Annotated in this window: 15 protein-coding genes; 6 read left to right on the top strand and 9 right to left on the bottom strand. The window is 60.4% G+C overall.

All coding sequences use genetic code 11. From position 1 onward, the window contains the following. Positions 1 to 38: 38 nt before the first annotated feature. Positions 39 to 1,322 carry a lipid IV(A) 3-deoxy-D-manno-octulosonic acid transferase gene (gene waaA / locus AB4N43_RS14185; RefSeq protein WP_027922017.1) on the bottom strand — a complete coding sequence of 428 codons (1,284 nt, stop codon included), beginning with the start codon at positions 1,320 to 1,322 and terminating at the stop codon, positions 39 to 41. Positions 1,323 to 1,333: 11 nt separating this feature from the next. Next, complete coding sequence (locus AB4N43_RS14190; protein ID WP_059181739.1) at positions 1,334 to 2,230, bottom strand: LysR family transcriptional regulator; 897 nt, start codon at positions 2,228 to 2,230, stop codon at positions 1,334 to 1,336. Between the two features lie 103 nt (positions 2,231 to 2,333). Between AB4N43_RS14190 and AB4N43_RS14195 the strand changes: the two genes are divergently transcribed. The 4 genes from AB4N43_RS14195 (at position 2,334) to AB4N43_RS14210 (ending at position 5,857) form a co-directional block, all read left to right on the top strand. Then, entirely contained in the window at positions 2,334 to 2,666 is a 333-nt protein-coding gene (locus tag AB4N43_RS14195; RefSeq protein ID WP_015093202.1) for a DMT family transporter, read from the top strand. Positions 2,667 to 2,871: 205 nt separating this feature from the next. Continuing rightward, positions 2,872 to 4,047, top strand: coding sequence for an NAD(P)/FAD-dependent oxidoreductase (locus tag AB4N43_RS14200; protein ID WP_027922019.1), 1,176 nt, complete (start codon positions 2,872 to 2,874; stop codon positions 4,045 to 4,047). Continuing rightward, a complete protein-coding gene (locus AB4N43_RS14205; RefSeq protein WP_059181741.1) occupies positions 4,044 to 4,856 on the top strand; it encodes an aldo/keto reductase in 813 nt (270 codons plus the stop codon). Before AB4N43_RS14200 ends, AB4N43_RS14205 begins: the two co-directional genes overlap by 4 nt. Before the next feature lie 32 nt (positions 4,857 to 4,888). Continuing rightward, the gene (locus AB4N43_RS14210) at positions 4,889 to 5,857 is read left to right on the top strand and encodes a metal ABC transporter ATPase (RefSeq protein ID WP_460154165.1); all 969 of its coding nucleotides are present in this window, start codon (positions 4,889 to 4,891) and stop codon (positions 5,855 to 5,857) included. A 61-nt stretch (positions 5,858 to 5,918) separates the two neighbouring features. On the opposite strand, the gene hldE is transcribed toward AB4N43_RS14210, so the two are convergent. The 4 genes from hldE to msbA all read right to left on the bottom strand — a co-directional run bounded on the left by hldE (position 5,919) and on the right by msbA (position 10,709). Continuing rightward, the gene (gene hldE, locus AB4N43_RS14215; RefSeq protein WP_059181742.1) at positions 5,919 to 7,343 is read right to left on the bottom strand and encodes a bifunctional D-glycero-beta-D-manno-heptose-7-phosphate kinase/D-glycero-beta-D-manno-heptose 1-phosphate adenylyltransferase HldE; all 1,425 of its coding nucleotides are present in this window, start codon (positions 7,341 to 7,343) and stop codon (positions 5,919 to 5,921) included. A 102-nt stretch (positions 7,344 to 7,445) separates the two neighbouring features. Further along, positions 7,446 to 8,051, bottom strand: coding sequence for an adenylyl-sulfate kinase (gene cysC / locus AB4N43_RS14220; protein ID WP_460154166.1), 606 nt, complete (start codon positions 8,049 to 8,051; stop codon positions 7,446 to 7,448). Next, positions 8,044 to 8,748, bottom strand: a complete 705-nt coding sequence (locus tag AB4N43_RS14225; RefSeq protein ID WP_194940975.1) for a sulfotransferase family 2 domain-containing protein — start codon at positions 8,746 to 8,748, stop codon at positions 8,044 to 8,046. The genes cysC and AB4N43_RS14225 overlap by 8 nt, the downstream gene beginning before the upstream one ends. 158 nt (positions 8,749 to 8,906) lie before the next feature. Further along, positions 8,907 to 10,709, bottom strand: a complete 1,803-nt coding sequence (msbA, locus tag AB4N43_RS14230; protein ID WP_027922025.1) for a lipid A export permease/ATP-binding protein MsbA — start codon at positions 10,707 to 10,709, stop codon at positions 8,907 to 8,909. Positions 10,710 to 10,865: 156 nt separating this feature from the next. Here msbA and AB4N43_RS14235 point away from each other — a divergent pair, with 156 nt between their 5' ends. Continuing rightward, positions 10,866 to 12,728, top strand: a complete 1,863-nt coding sequence (locus AB4N43_RS14235) for an O-antigen ligase family protein (protein WP_460154167.1) — start codon at positions 10,866 to 10,868, stop codon at positions 12,726 to 12,728. Next, positions 12,728 to 13,945, top strand: a complete 1,218-nt coding sequence (locus AB4N43_RS14240; protein ID WP_460154168.1) for an acyltransferase family protein — start codon at positions 12,728 to 12,730, stop codon at positions 13,943 to 13,945. The genes AB4N43_RS14235 and AB4N43_RS14240 overlap by 1 nt, the downstream gene beginning before the upstream one ends. Before the next feature lie 61 nt (positions 13,946 to 14,006). Here AB4N43_RS14240 and AB4N43_RS14245 read toward each other — a convergent pair whose 3' ends face one another. Genes AB4N43_RS14245 through AB4N43_RS14255 form a run of 3 tightly spaced genes read right to left on the bottom strand, consistent with a single transcriptional unit; the run spans position 14,007 to position 17,481 of the window. Next, on the bottom strand, positions 14,007 to 14,891 hold the full coding sequence (locus tag AB4N43_RS14245; protein ID WP_027922028.1) for a glycosyltransferase: 885 nt from the start codon (positions 14,889 to 14,891) through the stop codon (positions 14,007 to 14,009). Next, entirely contained in the window at positions 14,888 to 16,042 is a 1,155-nt protein-coding gene (locus AB4N43_RS14250) for a glycosyltransferase family 4 protein (protein ID WP_027922029.1), read from the bottom strand. Before AB4N43_RS14250 ends, AB4N43_RS14245 begins: the two co-directional genes overlap by 4 nt. Further along, positions 16,039 to 17,481 (bottom strand): PIG-L deacetylase family protein, encoded by a 1,443-nt coding sequence (locus AB4N43_RS14255; RefSeq protein ID WP_027922030.1) that lies wholly within the window; start codon positions 17,479 to 17,481, stop codon positions 16,039 to 16,041. Before AB4N43_RS14255 ends, AB4N43_RS14250 begins: the two co-directional genes overlap by 4 nt. Between the last annotated feature and the right edge of the window lie 2 nt (positions 17,482 to 17,483).

Raw genomic sequence — 17,483 nt, forward strand, 5'->3', positions numbered from 1 at the left:
TGATGAGGGGGCTTGCCCCCTCTTCAGAAATGTCAGGCTCAGATCGGTCGGTTGATCAACCGCCCCAGCCCATCCAGCAATCGCTGCAACGCCCCCTGATTGCTGCGCATCACCTTCAGCCCCGCCTCAGCCATCCGCTGTGCATCGCGCGGCAATTCGAACAGCCGCTGCACCGCCAGCGCCAGACCTTCGGCATCCTCCACTTCCTGCAACGCCCCGGCACTGCGCAGCTGCGCGGCGATTTCGAGGAAGTTGAACAGGTGCGGGCCACTCAGTACCGGCTTGGCCAACGCGGCCGGTTCCAGCAGGTTATGCCCACCGTTCGGCACCAGGCTGCCCCCCACGAAAGCGGTATCTGCCAAGGCGTAGAGAAACAGCAACTCGCCCATGGTGTCGCCCACCAGCACCGACGTGGCCGAGGTCACCGGCTCGCTTGTGGAACGACGCAGCGTGGCGAAACCCTGCTGCTGACACAGCTCGAACACCGTGTTGAAACGCTCCGGATGGCGCGGCACCAGGATCAGCAACGCATCGGGATGATTGGCCAGTAACTGACGATGGGCCGCGAGGACCACTTCGTCTTCACCTTCATGGGTACTGGCGGCGATCCACACCGGCCGCTCAAGCGTCTGCCATTGCGTGCGCAGCTCGACGGCGCGTTGCAGCAATTGCGGGTCGATGGTCAGGTCGAACTTGATTGAGCCGGTGACTTCCACGGTTTCCGGACGCGCTCCCAAGTCACGAAAGCGCTGGGCCTCAGCCTCGGTCTGCACCGCGAACAGGCTCATCTCGGCGAGCATCGGCTGCGTCAGTTTGCGGAAGCGGCCATAACCCTTGGCCGAGCGCTCGGACAGTCGCGCATTGGCCAGCGCCACGGGAATCCCGCGCCTGGCGCATTGGTGAATATGGTTAGGCCAGAGTTCGGTTTCCATGATCACCGCCAGCGTTGGCCGGACGCGGTCGAGAAAACGCGCAGCGGCGCAGGGCAAATCGTAAGGCAGATAGCAGTGCTGAATGCGCGGTTCATTGGCGAACAACGCCTGGATGCGCTCGGACCCGGTCGGGGTCATGCAGGTCACGGTAATCGGCAGCTGTGGATAACGTTGCAGCAAGGCGCGGATCATCGGCGCCGCCGCGATGCTTTCGCCCACCGACACCGCGTGCACCCAGATACCGCCCGGCTTCATTACCGGCAGTGCGAGGGAGAACCGCTCGCCAATGCGTTTGGCATACGCCGGCGCCTTACGCGCCCGCAGCCACAGACGAATCGCTACCAGTGGCAGCCCCAGATAAAACAGCGCGGTATAGAGAGTTCTATTCATGGCGGCGGAGTTTATCGGCTTTTCTCGCCGATCGCCTGCAAGTGCACGGCAAAACGTTCCGCCAGCCAACGAGCCGCCGGGCCCGGCGGTTCATCGCGACGCCACACCAACTCCACCACCAGCGCCGGCGGGGTCCATTCGCTGTCCAGTTCGACCATCAGGCCCTGGTACGCCGGGTATTGCACCACGTGCCGGGGCAACCAGGCCCAACCGAGGCCGCGCACCAGCCATTCGGCCATCACGTAGAAACTGTCGGCCCGCCAGACTTGCGGGCTGGCGGGCTCGCTGCCGGGGTAAACGCTGGACTGGGTCGACATCAGCAACTGCCGATGCTGCGCCAGCGCCTGACAATCAACGTGAGCCTGCTTCGCCAGTGGATGCCCGACGCCGCACACCGTGAGCATCTCGACGCTGCCCACCACTCGCCGCTCAAGGGCCTCGGGAATCTGGTCGTGATAAAACAGCAGCCCCAGATCAGCCCGGCGCTCCACCAGTTTGCGCGCGACATCGCCCTGGGCGGCGCTGGTCAGCTGCACTTCGAGGCTGGGAAATTTTTCCGCCAGGGCTTCGAAGCTTTCGATGATCGGCTGATAGGGCATGGCTTCATCCTGAGCCACACGCAATCGAGCTTCCTGGCCGCGCATCATGGCCAGCGCGCGGCCGTTGAGGCGCTCGCACTGGCGCAGCACTTCTCGCGCCTCTTCCAGCAAGGCATTACCGGCCTCGGTGAGTTTCGGCTGACGGCCGCTACTGCGATCGAACAGACTCACGCCCAGATCTTCTTCGAGCAGCGCAATCGAACTGCTGACCGCTGACTGCGCCTTGCGCTGATCACGTGCCACCGCAGAAAACGAACGATGCTCCGCTACGCTGACAAACAACCGCAGTTGCTCAAGATTCCATTGCATAGGCCAACCCATCTTTTTGGCAGATAGGTAATGACTTTACCGCATCTGAAGAGTCTCTAAAATGCCGACCTCAGAAAGCAACACTTCACACGAGGATGCACCCATGACCGCTTACTACTATCTGGCCATCGCCATCTGCGCCGAAGTGATCGCAACTGTTTCGATGAAAGCCGTCAAAGGTTTCAGCACGCCGCTGCCGCTGGTTCTGGTGATCGTCGGTTACGGCATTGCCTTCTGGATGCTGACCCTGGTAGTGCGCAGCGTTCCGGTGGGAGTTGCCTACGCAGTGTGGGCCGGCATGGGAATCGTGATGGTCAGCGTCGCGGCGCTGTTTATCTACGGGCAGAAGCTGGATGTGCCGGCGATGCTGGGGATGGCGTTGATCGTACTGGGTGTCGTGGTCATCCAACTGTTCTCAAAAACTGCCGGGCACTGATGCACCGCTTTTTGTAGCAGCTGCCGAAGGCTGCGTCCGACTGCGAAGCAGTTGTAAAAACTGACAATAGACATCTCAGACAGATCGAAGGCGAGGACTTCGGTCGAGCGCGACCCCGGCTCGAACGCAGCCTTCGGCAGCTGCTACATAGCGCTTGGCATGAATCTGTATACTGCGCCCTCGTCTTGAACACTGAGGTCGCCGCATGCCATCCGTTATTTCCACCGACGTTCTAATTGTCGGCGCTGGTGTCGCCGGCCTCTGGCTGAATGCGCGCCTGCGCCGCCAGGGTTTTTCGACCGTGCTGGTGGAAAGCGCCAGCCTCGGCGGCGGGCAGAGTGTGAAATCCCAGGGCATCATCCACGGCGGCGCCAAGTACGCGTTGCACGGCGCCCTGACCGGGGCATCGGAAGCGATTGCCGACATGCCGCGCCGCTGGCGTGAAGCGCTGGCGGGCGATGGCGAACTGGACCTGTCCGGCGTACGCCTGTTGTCCGAAGCGCACTATCTCTGGTCCCCCGGCACGCTCGCCGGCAACCTCACCAGTTTCTTCGCGAGCAAGGCCGTGCGCGGCCGTGTCGATCAGGTCAAGGGCGAGCAACTGCCGCCGGCCCTGCAAGACAAACGCTTCAAGGGCAAGGTTTATCGCCTGGCGGAATTGGTGGTCGACGTGCCAAGCCTGATCCAGCGCCTGGCCGTTCTGGCCGGTGATGGCCTGCTCGCCGCGCAGAAGATCGAGCCGCTGCTGGAAGGCAACGTGCTGGTCGGCCTGAAGGTCGATGAGCGCGAGATTCGTGCCCAGCGCATCGTCCTCAGCGCCGGTGCTGGCACCGCGGCATTGCTCGAAGCGCTGGGGTTGAGCCAGCCCGCCATGCAGCGTCGGCCGTTGCATATGATCATCGCCAAAGGCCCGGGCCTCAAACCGCTTTACGCCCATTGCCTGGGCGGCGGCACCAAACCGCGCCTGACCGTGACCACTCACCCGGCCGCCGACGGTCAGTGGGTCTGGTACATGGGGGGCGACATTGCCGAGGCTGAAGGCGTTGCCCGCGAACCTGCCGAGCAAATCGCCACGGCCCAGCAAGAGCTCGGGCAGTTGCTGCCATGGATCGACCTGAGCACCGCGCAATGGGCCACCTTGCGCGTGGACCGCGCCGAGCCGTTGCAATCGGGGCTCACCCGTCCCGACAACGCCTTCCTCGCCGAACAAGGTCGCCTGCTGGTGGGCTGGCCGACCAAACTGGCGCTGGCACCGGACTTCGCCGACCGGGTCATCGCCAGCCTGACGCGTGACGGCATCCAGCCGAGCCATCCAGAGCCTCTGCCGGAACTACCGAAACCGCCAATGGGCGTGCCGGCCTGGGAGCAACTGCTGCCATGAGCCAACCAACCCTGCACGATCTGCACCGCCCATTGGGCAGCACCGGCCTGCTGGTGTCGCCGCTGGGCCTGGGCACGGTCAAACTCGGCCGTGACCAGGGCGTGAAATATCCCAATGGTTTTCAGATTCCCGACGACGATGATGCACGCCGGTTGCTCAAACTCGCCCGCGACATGGGCATCAACCTGATCGACACCGCCCCGGCCTATGGCCGCAGCGAAGAACGCCTCGGCCCGCTATTGCGCGGCCAGCGTCAGGACTGGGTGATTGTCAGCAAGGTCGGCGAAGAGTTTTCCAATGGCCAGTCGAGCCACGATTTCAGTGCCGCCCACACCCGTCTTTCAGTGGAGCGCAGCCTGCAACGTCTGGAAACGGATTTTATCGACCTGGTGCTGGTGCACTCCGACGGCAACGATATGGCGATCCTCAATGACAGCGAGGTCTACGCGACCCTCGCCACGCTCAAGGCCGAAGGCAAGATTCGCGGTTTCGGTTTTTCCGGCAAAACCGTCGAAGGTGGTTTGAAGGCTCTGGAGCAAGGTGATTGCGCCATGGTCACCTACAATCTGAACGATCAGAACGAGAAGCCTGTCATTGACTATGCTGCTGCTCACGGCAAAGCCATTCTGGTCAAAAAAGCCCTCGCCAGCGGTCATGTGTGCCTGAGTCCAGGCGTGGACCCGGTGCGCGCCAGCTTCGAGTTGTTGTTTGAACATCCGGGTGTGGCCAGTGCTATTGTCGGGACCATTAATCCGCTGCACCTCGCCCACAACGTTGCGACCGTTGCCCAGGTCCTCCGTAGAAACTGATGCCGCCCACGCGGCCTTAAGCAGGAGCCGACATGCCGCGTACGCTCATTAGAAAGAACCCGAGCAACTTCAAGACCCTGCCGTTGTACGTCGAAGCGACTCCCGAAGGCTTGAGCTACCAGAGCGTCGGGATGCCGCTCAACTTTTCCCAGACCCTGCAACGTCGCCGTCCTGTGACGGTAGCCAGCACCGAGCGGTTTGCGCTGGAACTGGCCAACCTCGGGGTCTCGGTGCGCCTGACCCTGCATTGGCAGAATCGCGATTACTGGGTGTTGGTGCGCCAGCGTCGGCAAGACCGTGGCGACGTGGTGCTCAAGCTGATCTCCGGGTACGTACCGGCCCATGAACTGAACCTGCCGCTGCACACGGCGATTCAGGAAATTGCCGAAGAGTGCCTGCTGGAAACCCCGGAAGGCTGGCTCGGCGGGCGTTTTAATGACACGTGGTTGCCTGCGCCCTATGCCAGTGCCCTGCACTACCGCGAGGCGCTACCGTTTCGCCTGACGCCGTTGTCCGGTTCGGCGCGGCCGGTGCGGTGCGCCAACTTGCAACTGATCGAACGGCCACGGGCTTACGTGCATTTGCCCACCGCGTCGTTGCAACTGATCTATGACCTGCGCCTGGACGTGCCCAAGGAAGCCAAATCCCTGAGCCTGTTTCATGTCGATGAGCGCCTGGAAGGCGATCAACTGGTGGCCCGCCTCGACCGCAAGCGCCCGGATTTGTACCTGATGCCCTTGCAGGACGGCCAGCCGATGGCCGAGCTGTATACCTTGAAGAAGGATCAGCTCTACCCCGCGAGCACGCGCGGCTTGTTCCTGGCAGAGAGTTTTGCCCAACAGGAAGGCTGGGTGGTGCGTGATGAGCGGATTCGCTGGAAAGATTGGGTGCGCCAGCAGGGGCTGAGCCCGCCGGGGAAGGTTTCGGGTCTGGCGCGATTACGCGGGAAGGCAAAGCAATTGCTGAAGAAAATCGTGCCGCATAAAAAAGTCAGCTCTTGATCGTTCCCACATTCTGCGTCCGTTGATCATTCCCACGCAGAGCGTGGGAATGATCAACGTCTCACTCGGATTGACGGATCTTATCGACAATCGCCGTTGTAGAGCTGTTCGCTACCAGCCCCAGCACTTTCACCGTCCCGCCATAAGCCGTCACGATGTCTGCGCCGACCACTTGGTCGATCCCGTAATCACCCCCCTTCACCAACACGTCCGGCTTGACCTCGCGCAACAGATTTTCCGGGGTGCCTTCAGGGAAGCTGATCACCCAATCCACTGCGCCCAAACCGGCCAGTACGGCCATGCGACGGTCGACGCTGTTGATCGGACGACCCGGCCCTTTCAGGCGGCTGACCGAAGCATCGTCATTGACCGCAACGATCAATCGATCGCCCTGGGCCCGTGCCTGCTCGAGGTAGGTCACGTGGCCGGCATGCAGAATGTCGAAGCAGCCATTGGTGAAGACAATCTTCTCTTTGTGCGCACGCGCATCGGCGACGGCCAGCAAGAGTTGCTCAAGGCCCAACACACCGCGCTCGGAACCCTCTTCGCGCTGGATGGCGCGGCGCAGTTCCGGGGCGCTGATGGCTGCGGTACCGAGTTTGCCGACCACAATGCCCGCTGCCAGGTTGGCCAGGGCCACCGCATGGGGCAATTCTTCACCCGCGGCAATCGCCGCTGCCAGGGTAGAAATCACGGTATCGCCGGCACCGGTCACGTCGAACACTTCACGGGCACGGGCCGGCAGGTGCAGCGCCGGATGATCCGGACGCAGCAAGGTCATGCCGTGTTCGCCACGGGTCACCAGCAAGGCGCCGAGGTCGAGGTCGTGCATCAGCTGCGCGCCTTTGCTCACCAGTTCGTGCTCATCGGCGCAGCCACCGACGATGGTTTCGAACTCGCTGAGGTTCGGGGTGATCAGGCTCGCGCCACGGTAGATCGAGAAATCCTTGCCCTTGGGATCCGCCAGCACTGGAATGCCACGGGCACGGGCGGCCTGGATCAGCACCTGATGGTTTTTCAGGGCGCCTTTGCCGTAGTCGGACAGCACCAGCACCTTGATGCCTTCGAGCAGTTCATCGACTTGCTCGCCAAGCGCCAACGCGTCGGTGGCGAAGGGTTCTTCGAAGTCGATACGCAGCAATTGCTGGTGACGACTCATGACCCGCAGCTTGACGATGGTCGGCTGGTGCGCAATGCGCTGGAAAATAGCCCGGACGCCTGCGCCCTGGAGGCTATTGGCCAGGCTGTCGGCCGCTTCGTCGTCGCCGGTCACACCGACCAGCGAGGCAGGAGCACCGAGCGCGGCAATGTTCAACGCAACGTTGGCGGCACCGCCCGGGCGGTCCTCGATTTGCTCGACCTTGACCACCGGCACCGGCGCCTCAGGGGAAATCCGTGAGGTACCACCATGCCAGTAACGGTCGAGCATGACATCGCCGACCACCAAGACAGGGGCTTGATCGAATCGCGGCATGGACAACTTCATGGAGCAACCCACATACAAAATGAACAGGGGCGCGATATTACCACAGGGTTGGCGCTGGCTTGCGTGACGGCTGCAACGGGATGATTTGCCGGGTAAAACTGTTCATTTATTGAGCAGAAATGCCGCTAACTGCCAGCAGGCGTCGGCCAGCCCCGTTTCGTCGGTGTCGATCTCACATTCGGCAGACAGCGGCGCCTCGTACGGGCTGTCGATGCCGGTGAAGTCCTTGACCCGCCCCTGCCGGGCCGCTTGATACAAGCCTTTGGGGTCGCGCTGCGCACACACTGCGAACGGCGTGCTCACATACACCTCAATGAAATCGCCTTCGGCGAACAAACGCCGGGCGGTTTCGCGCTCGGTACGAAAAGGCGAGATCGCCGCAACGATCACTATCAGCCCCGCATCCACCATCAATCGCGCCACCTCGGCCATGCGTCGGATATTTTCCCGGCGACAGTCAGCCCCCATCCCCAGATCACGGCACAAGCCGCCACGCAGGTTGTCACCATCCAGCAGAAAGGTGTGCAGCCCACGCTGATTGAGCTGAAGTTCAAGGGCATTGGCCAGCGTCGACTTGCCCGCCCCGGACAACCCGGTCAACCACAAGCAACGCGGCCGCTGGCATTTGATTGAGGCACGCGCCTCGTTCGACAGCGCCAGCGAGTAAGGCCTGACATCGGCAACTGACATCAACTGCGCTTTATTCATAGCCGAGCATCTCGTAGTCGCGCTGGTACGCCCGGCGTACCAACCGACGGGTACGCGCCGAGCAGAAATCACGGGCGCGCATCGGCTGTCGTTGCCGGGAGCTGTTGACGTGAGGCAGCACCAGCGAACACCCCAACTGCTCGCAGACCAGTTGAAAGTCCCGTTCCAGATGCTCCTGATACCCAATGAAGTCCAACGCCAGATGCCCCAGGGAGTCGGTGAGAAAATCCGTTTGCGCGGCGAAATGCAATTGCCGCTGGATCGTTTCCGGGTGCAGCCAGCGACCGACGAAATCGTCGAAGTCGCGGTAGTGGCTGACCAGTTTTTGCGCCGCATGATCGCGCCGGCCCAACTCGTTGCCCCGCAGAAATGCGTAGGCCGAATAAGCCCTTTCCAGAGGATCACGCACAAAGGCGAATTTGAAACTGGCCGCAAACTGCTCGGAAAACTGCTGCTCGTACCAGTACAACGGCAAGTGACCGGGGCTCCAATTGTCGAACATCGCTGCGCAGATGCTGCTCCCGGCACATTTGGGGACATGAATGTACAGACAGGAAAGCTGCTCGAAGGCTTGGGGAAAACGCACATTGGCCGACATCGATTTGTTCACCACCTGGCGGTCTACCACCGACAGGCGTCCCAGCAAAAATGCCCGCTGCGACTTGGGTAACAGCTTCCAGAGATAACGTTGCAGCATGGCAGTACCCGCGCGATGGGGATGGCCCCATCGATTGAAGTCAAAGGTCGTTCAGGAACCTTAACAAGCGAGTCGCACAGATTTATGCAGGTTTGGTCAAGAAGGGTAAAGGTCTGGATACAAATCGCCGGGCGCATTGCGCGCCCGGCGAGCGAAGATCAGGCGATGTCTTCAGCCGGGGCATCGAGGCCCATGGCGTTCAGGCGGGCGTAGTATCCGTTGTGCGCCAGCAGCTCGGCATGGGTACCGCGCTCGACGATCCGGCCCTGATCCATAACCAGAATCAGGTCAGCCTTTTCGATGGTCGACAGTCGGTGAGCGATCACCAGCGTGGTCCGGCCTTTCATCACTTGATCGAGTGCCGCCTGAATGTGGCGCTCGGATTCAGTGTCGAGCGCCGAGGTGGCCTCGTCGAGAATCAGCAACGGCGCGTTCTTCAACAGGGCTCGCGCAATCGCCAGACGCTGACGCTGACCGCCGGACAGCAGCACGCCGTTCTCGCCGACCTGGGTGTCCAGGCCTTCGGGTAATTGCGCGATGAAATCCATGGCGTAAGCGTCTCGCGCCGCTTTCTCGATGTCTTCACGCGGCGCGCCGGCGAGATCGCCATAGGCAATGTTGTTGGCCACGGTGTCGCTGAACAACGTCACATGCTGGGTCACCTGGGCGATGTGCTTGCGCAGGTTCAGCAGCTTGTACTGCTCCACTTCAACACCGTCGATCAGGATCTCGCCCTTGTCGTGGTGATAGAAGCGCGGAATCAGGTTGGCCAGGGTCGACTTGCCACTGCCTGAGCGTCCGACCAGTGCCACCATTTGCCCCGGTTCGACCGAGAACGTGATGTCATTGAGCACCTGGCGATCGGTGTCCGGGTAGGTGAAGCTCAGGTTACGTACGTCCAGACGACCGGTGACAGCATCGCGTTCGACGGTGCCGGTATCGACTTCAGGCGCAACGTCCAGTTGTTCGAAAATGCTCTCGGCACCGGCCACGCCTTTCTGGATGGTCGAGCTGACTTCGGACAGCTGGCGGATCGGCTTGGGCAACAGGCCGGCCAGGGTGATGTAGGCAACCATGTCACCAGCCGAAGCATCGCCACGCAGGTACAGCACCAGGAACATCAGCACCGCCATGGCGGTGTAAATCACCAATTGCAGCAGCGGCGTGTAGATGGCACCGGTGCGGGTCATGCGCAGTTGCTTGTCGGTATTGCCCTGGCTGGCGTCGAAAAAGCGTTTTTCTTCGTAGACTTCGCCACCGAAGCTGCGCACCACGCGATAGCCCTGAATGGTTTCCGACGCCACGTGCGTCACGTCACCCATGGCCAACTGGATTTTCTTGCTTTGCTTGCGGAATTTCTTGCTCGCGGTGCGCACCATGACGGCGATCAACGGCAGGATGGCGACCATGACCAGCGTCAGGCGCCAGTTCATGAACAGCAGCGAGGCAAACAGGAAGATCACCGTCATGCCCTCACGGATTACGACCTTGATCGCATCTGTGGCCGCCCCGGTGACCATCGTCACGTTGAAGGTAATACGCGAAATCAGATGACCCGAGTTATGCTTGTCGAAATACCGGTTGGGCAGAACCAACAGGTTATTGAACAGCTGTACTCGCAGATCATGGACTAGACCCAGAGAAACTTTGGCTAGAAAGTAGTTGCCCAGATAAGATCCCAGCCCTTGCCACGCGGCGATCAGGATGATCAGCAGCGGCACCGCCTGCAGCAGTTGCAGGTCGCGCAGGTAAGGCACCGTCGGGAAGAGCGCGGCCTCAGGATTGGACAGGCCATCGACAAAGTACTTGAGGATATAGCCGAGCATTGGCTGGGTCGAAGCGAAAATCAGAAAGCCGACGATGCTGATCAGAAACAGACTGATGTACGGCCGGACATAGCCAAGCAGGCGGAAGTAGATTTTCAAGCTCGATGGGCTTGCGGAGAGACTGGAGTCGGTCATATCACGCGTTTGTCGATAAAAAGGACGCTGACTTTAGCACAGCTTCTTCAGGGTTCTGGCAATCGCATAAAGGCTGTTATTGTTAGACGTCGAATCAAGCATCAAATAGCCATCACCCCGAAATGGCCGATCAACTTCAGGATTGAATCTCTCAGCATGCAACTCAGCGGTTTCAATAGTGCGTCAAATCGAGTTTTCGATTTCATTTGCCTCTGGATTCTTCCACTCGGCTATCTCTTGCTCCTGTGTGCCCTGTTCTTCCTGCCGGGCCGAAGTTTGCACCACAAGCTTTTTTATGGCTTGTTCAGCATTCCAGCGCTGATCGCCCTGTGCCTGCGTCCCCGGGAACTCAAGGAAATGATTCGTGAACCGGTGTTCGTCGCCGTGTTGGTGTTCGCGGCCTGGGCGCTATTGAGTTTGTGCTGGGGACCGGACAAGGGGGGCTTCGTCGGCCAGTTCAAACCACCGCTGCATACCTTGTTGTTGTTTGTCGGTTGCTATTTTCTGGTGCGCTATCGCAGCGAAATCATCCAGCCTTTGCTATTCACCGCGGCAATAGTCGGACTGATCGGTACCACCCACGATCTGTTCCTGTTCGCCCGCGTGTACCAGCCCGGCCTGCGATTGATCGGTGGTGGCGCGTTCGACAATCCGCTGCTGAGCTCTCACATGTACGGTTTTTACGCAGCCTACTGGATGAGCATGAGCATGATCTGCAAGCGCCGCCGGATGCTCTGGCTGAGCTTCCCGGCGCTGGCAATCATGTTCGCCGCCGTGATCGCCACGGGCTCCAGGACACCGCTGGTTGCACTGACGATGGCAGCACTCTGGCTGGGCTTCATTTGCTGGAACCGTCGCTCCGTCGTATTGCTAGGTGCGTTGGTTGCCGGCGGCGCTACGGTTTATGGGCTGTTTGCGCGAATGATCATTCTACGAGGCGACTCTTACCGCCTCGAAATCTGGCAACTGGCCTTGCAGAAAATTGCCGACCACCCCTGGATCGGTCATGGTTATAACGCCAATCTGGCCATCGACCCTGGCATTGGCGTCAACTATCAGGAGCCCCACAGTTTTGTCCTCGGCGTGCTCTATTACGTCGGCATTCTGGGTTTGCTGCCTTGGTTGTTTGCCCAGCTATGGGGACTGTTCAGCAGTTGGCGCAATCGTCTGCAACCGCTGTTTATCATGGCCTCGACCTGGCTGATATTCGGTATCGGCGCAGGCCTGACCGAGGGCGGCGGCATCATCTCCCGGCCCAAGGAGCATTGGTTCCTGCTGTGGATCCCGCTGGCTTTGATCGTCGCGCTCAGCATCAACCAGCGCGCCAGACGCTTGCTGACGATGCCCGTCAAGACACTGACGCCGATCGCCCAGCAACAACTGACTGCCAATGCGCAGGTGATCGAAGAAGATGGCCTGGGCCCTAAAGTCCTGCGCCTGCTCGATGGCAGCTTCCTCAAGCTGTTTCGTGGCCGCCGCTGGTACACCTCGGGCAGTTTCAACCCCTACTCCGAACGCTTTGCCGTCAACAGCGAGCAATTGCGCAACCTGGGGATCCCTACCCCGCCTATTCTTGCCCTTTATCGCCTCGCGGACGGCAGCAGTGCCGTGCACTATTCGCCGCTGCCCGGCAATACGCTGCGCCAGGTCCTGCAAGGCATTACCGCGCCGGCGGTGCGTCAAGCGCTGGTGGAGCGTTTCGGCAAGTTCATGGCCCAACTGCATGAACAAGGCGTTTATTTCCGCTCACTGCACTTGGGCAATGTGCTGGTGCTCGAGGATGGAGAGTTTGGTTTGATCGATGTGGCCGACCTGCGCATTTACCCTTCTTCCTTGAGCCTGGCGCTGCGTCAGCGCAATCTGCGCCATATGCAGCGCTACACGGTGGACCGGCGCTGGTTGTTCGAAGAACACTTCGAGGCGCTGCTTCAGGGCTACGCCATGACGGCACCCAAGTCCGCTGTCGAGAATCTGCACCGGCAAGTGCTGGCCGGGAGCACCCCGGCCCGGGCTCATTGATGACTGAAACCAACCCACTCATTGCGCTGGCAGCTTATCTGCTCGCCATTGCGACTTCGGCCCTGTTGTTGCGCGCAGTGCCGAAAATCGCCCGACACATCGAACATTCCGGTGAAAGCCGCTATGCCAGCATTGATGGGCTGCGCGGTTATCTGGCGTTCGGCGTGTTCGTGCACCACTCGATCATTACCTTGATCTTCCTGCGCACGGGCGTGATTGATTTTCCGCCCAGCAATCTCTACTCACAGCTCGGACAGGGCAGTGTCGCGCTGTTTTTCATGATCACCGGCTTCCTGTTCTGGAACCGATTGCTCACCCAGGGACGCCAGCACGACTGGCTGGCCTTCGCCATATCGCGGTTTTTTCGCCTCTACCCGCTGTACTTGCCGCTGATGCTGATCGTGTTTATCACGGTGTTCTACCTGCAGAACTGGGAGCTCAAGGACTCCGGCATGCGCTTTTTCGGCCAGATCCTGGCCTGGCTGACCTTCGACCGCCCGGACGTCAACCAATACCACCAAACCGGCATGCTGATCTCCAATGTCACCTGGACCCTGGGCTACGAGGTGTTTTTCTATATGGCACTGCCCCTTGCCGGCATGGTGTTTATCTACCGGGGCAGTTGGTTGCAAGTGGTGTTGTGCCTGATCGGCATTGTCGCCCTGTACAAAGTGATTGGCCTGGAGCACTCGCTGAAGAAACACTTTATGGCGAGTTTTCTCGGCGGTATCGGCGCTGCGTACTGGATTCGCAGGCCGCAACTGGTGGCCTGGAGTCAGACGCGAATGGCGGGGATTATCGCGCTGCTGGCATTGGCGATTGCCTTCACGGCATTCAACCGTGCCTTCAGCGTGAGGCCAATACTGCTCATGTCATTGTTTTTCGTGATTGTGGCGTCCGGCAACACCCTGTTCGGCGCGCTGAAACCACGCAGCATTCGCTGGCTCGGTGAAATCAGCTACAGCACCTATTTGCTGCACGGCTTCGTACTGTGGGTGTTGATCCAGCGCCTGCCGATGGCGCTTGATCTGGACGCTCGCGATATCTGGACCTTCCTGCCGCTGCTGGCTGTCTGCAGCTGCCTGTTGATCATCATCAGCAGCCTGACGTTCCTGTACATCGAGAAGCCGGGCATCATGGCCGGCAGGAAAGTGTTGCAGTGGCTGCGTCAACGCAAAAAAGCCGACAAGGCTCTGGCAGAGAAAGTCGCTCGCTGAAGCAACGCACATTCTTGTTGCAGCTGGCGAAGCCAGCTGCAACGTGTGCATCAATGCGGGGTCAGTCTTTTTCCAGCGGTGAAAAGTACAGCCGCCCCAGACCACGCCAGGTTTTCTTGTTCCAGGCCTTCAACGGGATCTGCGCCAGCAGTTCGCGGGCCAGCTTGCGATCGCGGTTGGCGGTCTTGAGAAACATCGAGCTGAGAAACTTGTAGCGAACCTCGTCGTACAGCGGATGATCGCTGAACAGCGCATAGGAACGCAGGATGTTATCGATCATGAAGCGGTGATTTTTATAGGAGTTGGTGGGGTGCTTGCGATAGCGCGCCATCAACACATTCAGGCCGTCGATAAAGTACCCGGCGTGGGTCACCTTCAGTTCGATCAGCAGGTCTTCCAGGCGAATGTTCGGATCGAACCCGCCGACCTTGTCCAGCGCTTCCCGACGGATCATCAGGGTCGGGGCCGGTGGATAAGGTTTACGTTCCAGGAACATGTCATCGAAGTCCAGACGGCGAAACGGCACATCACGTCGCTGACGCTTCTCCGGGTACAGATTGCCGTCGGCGTCGATCAGCTCGATGTTGCCGGCGCAGATACCCACCTCGGGCTTGCCATCCATGTACTCAACCTGAATAGCGATGCGTTCCGGCAGCATGATGTCGTCGGAGCCGAATGGCGCGATCAAACTGCCGTTTGAGCGCGCGATGGCAGCGTTGAGCGTGTTCGTCAGGCCCTGATTCTGTTGAACCCGAAAATCGAATCCATATTGCGCCTGCAGCGCACTGATGCGTTCGACGCTGTCGTCTTTGGAGCCGTCGTCAACCACCAGCAGTTCGATGTTTTTGTAGGTCTGATTGAGGACGCTGAGAATGCTTTGCTCAATATAGGGACCGTGGTTGTACGACGCGATGATGACCGTGACGAGAGGTTGCGTGGTACTCATGGCTGCTCCTTGCGGGCTTGATCCAAACCGGAGTCGATCAGGTTCAGGTACTCCTGGCGGAACACCTCGATGTCATGTTGTTCCTGCAGATAACGGTAGGCCTGCTCGCCCTTGGCCTTGAGCTCGTCATCCGACAACCCGAGGTAGGTATCCAGCGCCGCGACCAGGCTCGGCACATCCTTGGGCGTAATCGCCAGCCCGCCTGCCCCTTCAATCAGCGGCAGCATGGCCGGCACGTTGGAGGCGATCACCGGCAGATGCCCGCTCATGCCTTCGAGCAGCGCCAACCCAAGGCCTTCCGCCAGGGATGGCATGGTCCAGATGTCGAAAGCGCGGATGTACTGCAAGGCGATTTCCTTGAAACCCAGCAGGTGCGCGCGCCCGGACAGGCCCAGGCGTTCGATCTCGGCCTTCAGGCGCGACTCTTCACGACCGGCACCGATGATCGCCAATTGAGTGTTCGGGTATTTGTCCTTGAGCGCGGCAAACGCCTGCAACAGATAGGTGTGGCCCTTTACCGGCACCAGACGCCCCAATGCGCCAATCAGGCGCACCGACGGATCGATGCCCAGCATTTCGCGGGCGCGCTCGCGGCTGTGCTGCAAACCTTCGGCCTGCTCGATGTCGATGGCATTGGTGATCGCGTAGGTGTTCTGGTCGGTGAAACCGCAATCGCAGTCCAGCAGGTACTGCTTGACCGCTGGGGACACACCGACAAAACGCCAGTGACGATCGATCAGGCGCTGGGTCTGGCGGCGCCGGTAAAACCGGTCGTACTCGCCGAAACCGTGGGAAATGCCGATGCACAGCGGTACTTTCAACCAGCGGTTAAGCGTCAGCATCATGTTCACGGGCTTGAAGCGGTTACAGATCACCACGTCGAACTTTTCCGCACGGCAAAACTTGTACAGCGTCCACATCGCCCGCAGGCGCATGCCCTTGAGGGATTTGTCGGAAAACTCGAAATACACCGAACGGTCGGCCCGGCTTATCGCCTCACCCGGCCCGGGTTTGCCGCGCAGGAACGCCGCCGTTACTTCGTAGCGCTCGTTCGGCAAGGCCTTGACGATCTGCTCCGCGAGGTCGGCAAAATCATGGGCTTTGACGTTGTAGTCAGGCTGCAATTGCAGAACCTTTAGCCGCTGGCTCATAACTCTCCCCGCTGCGAAGCGTTTATTGGTGTGTGCTTGAGTATCCACAAGAGCTCGTGACGTCGAACCGCCTTGCGAAAGAATTCGTTCTCGCCGTAGGCCGGCGGTTTGCGCCTGGCCAACAGCCGCTGGATCAATCGGCGCAGACGACGCTTGAACGGCATCGGCGGTTGCAGGTCATGCATCATGCCCAACGCCATGGCTTTATCGCGCTGAAGCTCCAACGACAATGGCAGGCAGCAAGGCTGCATCGGCATGGCCGGGTCAAAGGCTGGCGGCAACGCGACACCATGACCGGCGTCGCCCATTGGCCAGCGGTCGTTGTCGTGCAGATGGTTGGCATAACCAAGCAGTGTGGTCGGCTGCCATTCCAGGCCTTTCAAGGCTTCGAGGACCGCTTGTTGCGCACAGATATGATCGGGGTGCGGATCGAGGGTCGGGTGCGGTAGCACGATCACTTCGGGACGTGCTCGCAGTAATAATTCACGCAGGTCGGCCAGCAAGTTATTCCAGGTCGGCGCTCCGTCGGTATCGCCCGGCAGGGCAAACGGGTTCAACTGGCGAAACAGCCGCGTGTCGCTCAGGTCCGCTTCCCGCGACGCGATCGGTTGCGTCGGCGTGGCCTGCATCGCCGCCAGTTGCAGACAGAAATAACCCAGCTGCACGCAATGCGCTTGCGGCACGCCAGCCCAGCGCGGCACCGCGATGCTGTCCCAAGCCCGCAAACGTCCCTTGAGGCGCGCGGCCTCGACCTTGTTCAGACCGATCTGTTGATAATGCTCGGCTTCGATTTCACCGGCGGTCAGGGTGACGATCCAGGCTTCATCGGCCTGGCTGTACAAACCGTAGGCGGCCAGTTCGGCATCGTCGGCGTGTGGCGCAATCACCATCACCCGTTGACGACGGAAGTCGGGTTGCTCCAACGCCCACAGCACCGGCTCGCCGAGCAGGCGGCAGAAGCGCCCACGCAGACGCAACTCGCCGCGCGACAGTACTTGCGCCTGACCACTGAGGTTCAGGTAGCGCAGGCCGTTAACGCCACGCTCGAAGGTTTGGCAGTCCGGGTTATCGCCACCCGACAACGCCACCACTGGATCGAAAAAGCGTCCCAGCCAGCTGCTTTTTACTCGCAGCGCCAACACCAGTGTGGCGTCGTCGACGAGCATTACGCCGTCATCCAGCCGCAAACGCTCACCGTCCAGGTGCACCTTGGGTTGCGGGGTGTAGGCCGGGAAGCTGTAGTGGTAATCGTCTTGGGGGGAATAAAACAGGTGGTCGGCGAACCAGGCCTCATGGGCAATCCAGCCCAGCACGGCAAGCACCAACGGCAGCCACCAGGCCACCAGCACGCCAAGGGCAATCAACAGCACCAGCGCAATCAACAGGCTGATGCGTTTGTTGCGCCGATGGCGCTTGAGCAGTTGCTGTTTGCGGCTCATGG

This window comes from Pseudomonas sp. S2_B07, assembly GCF_054668435.1.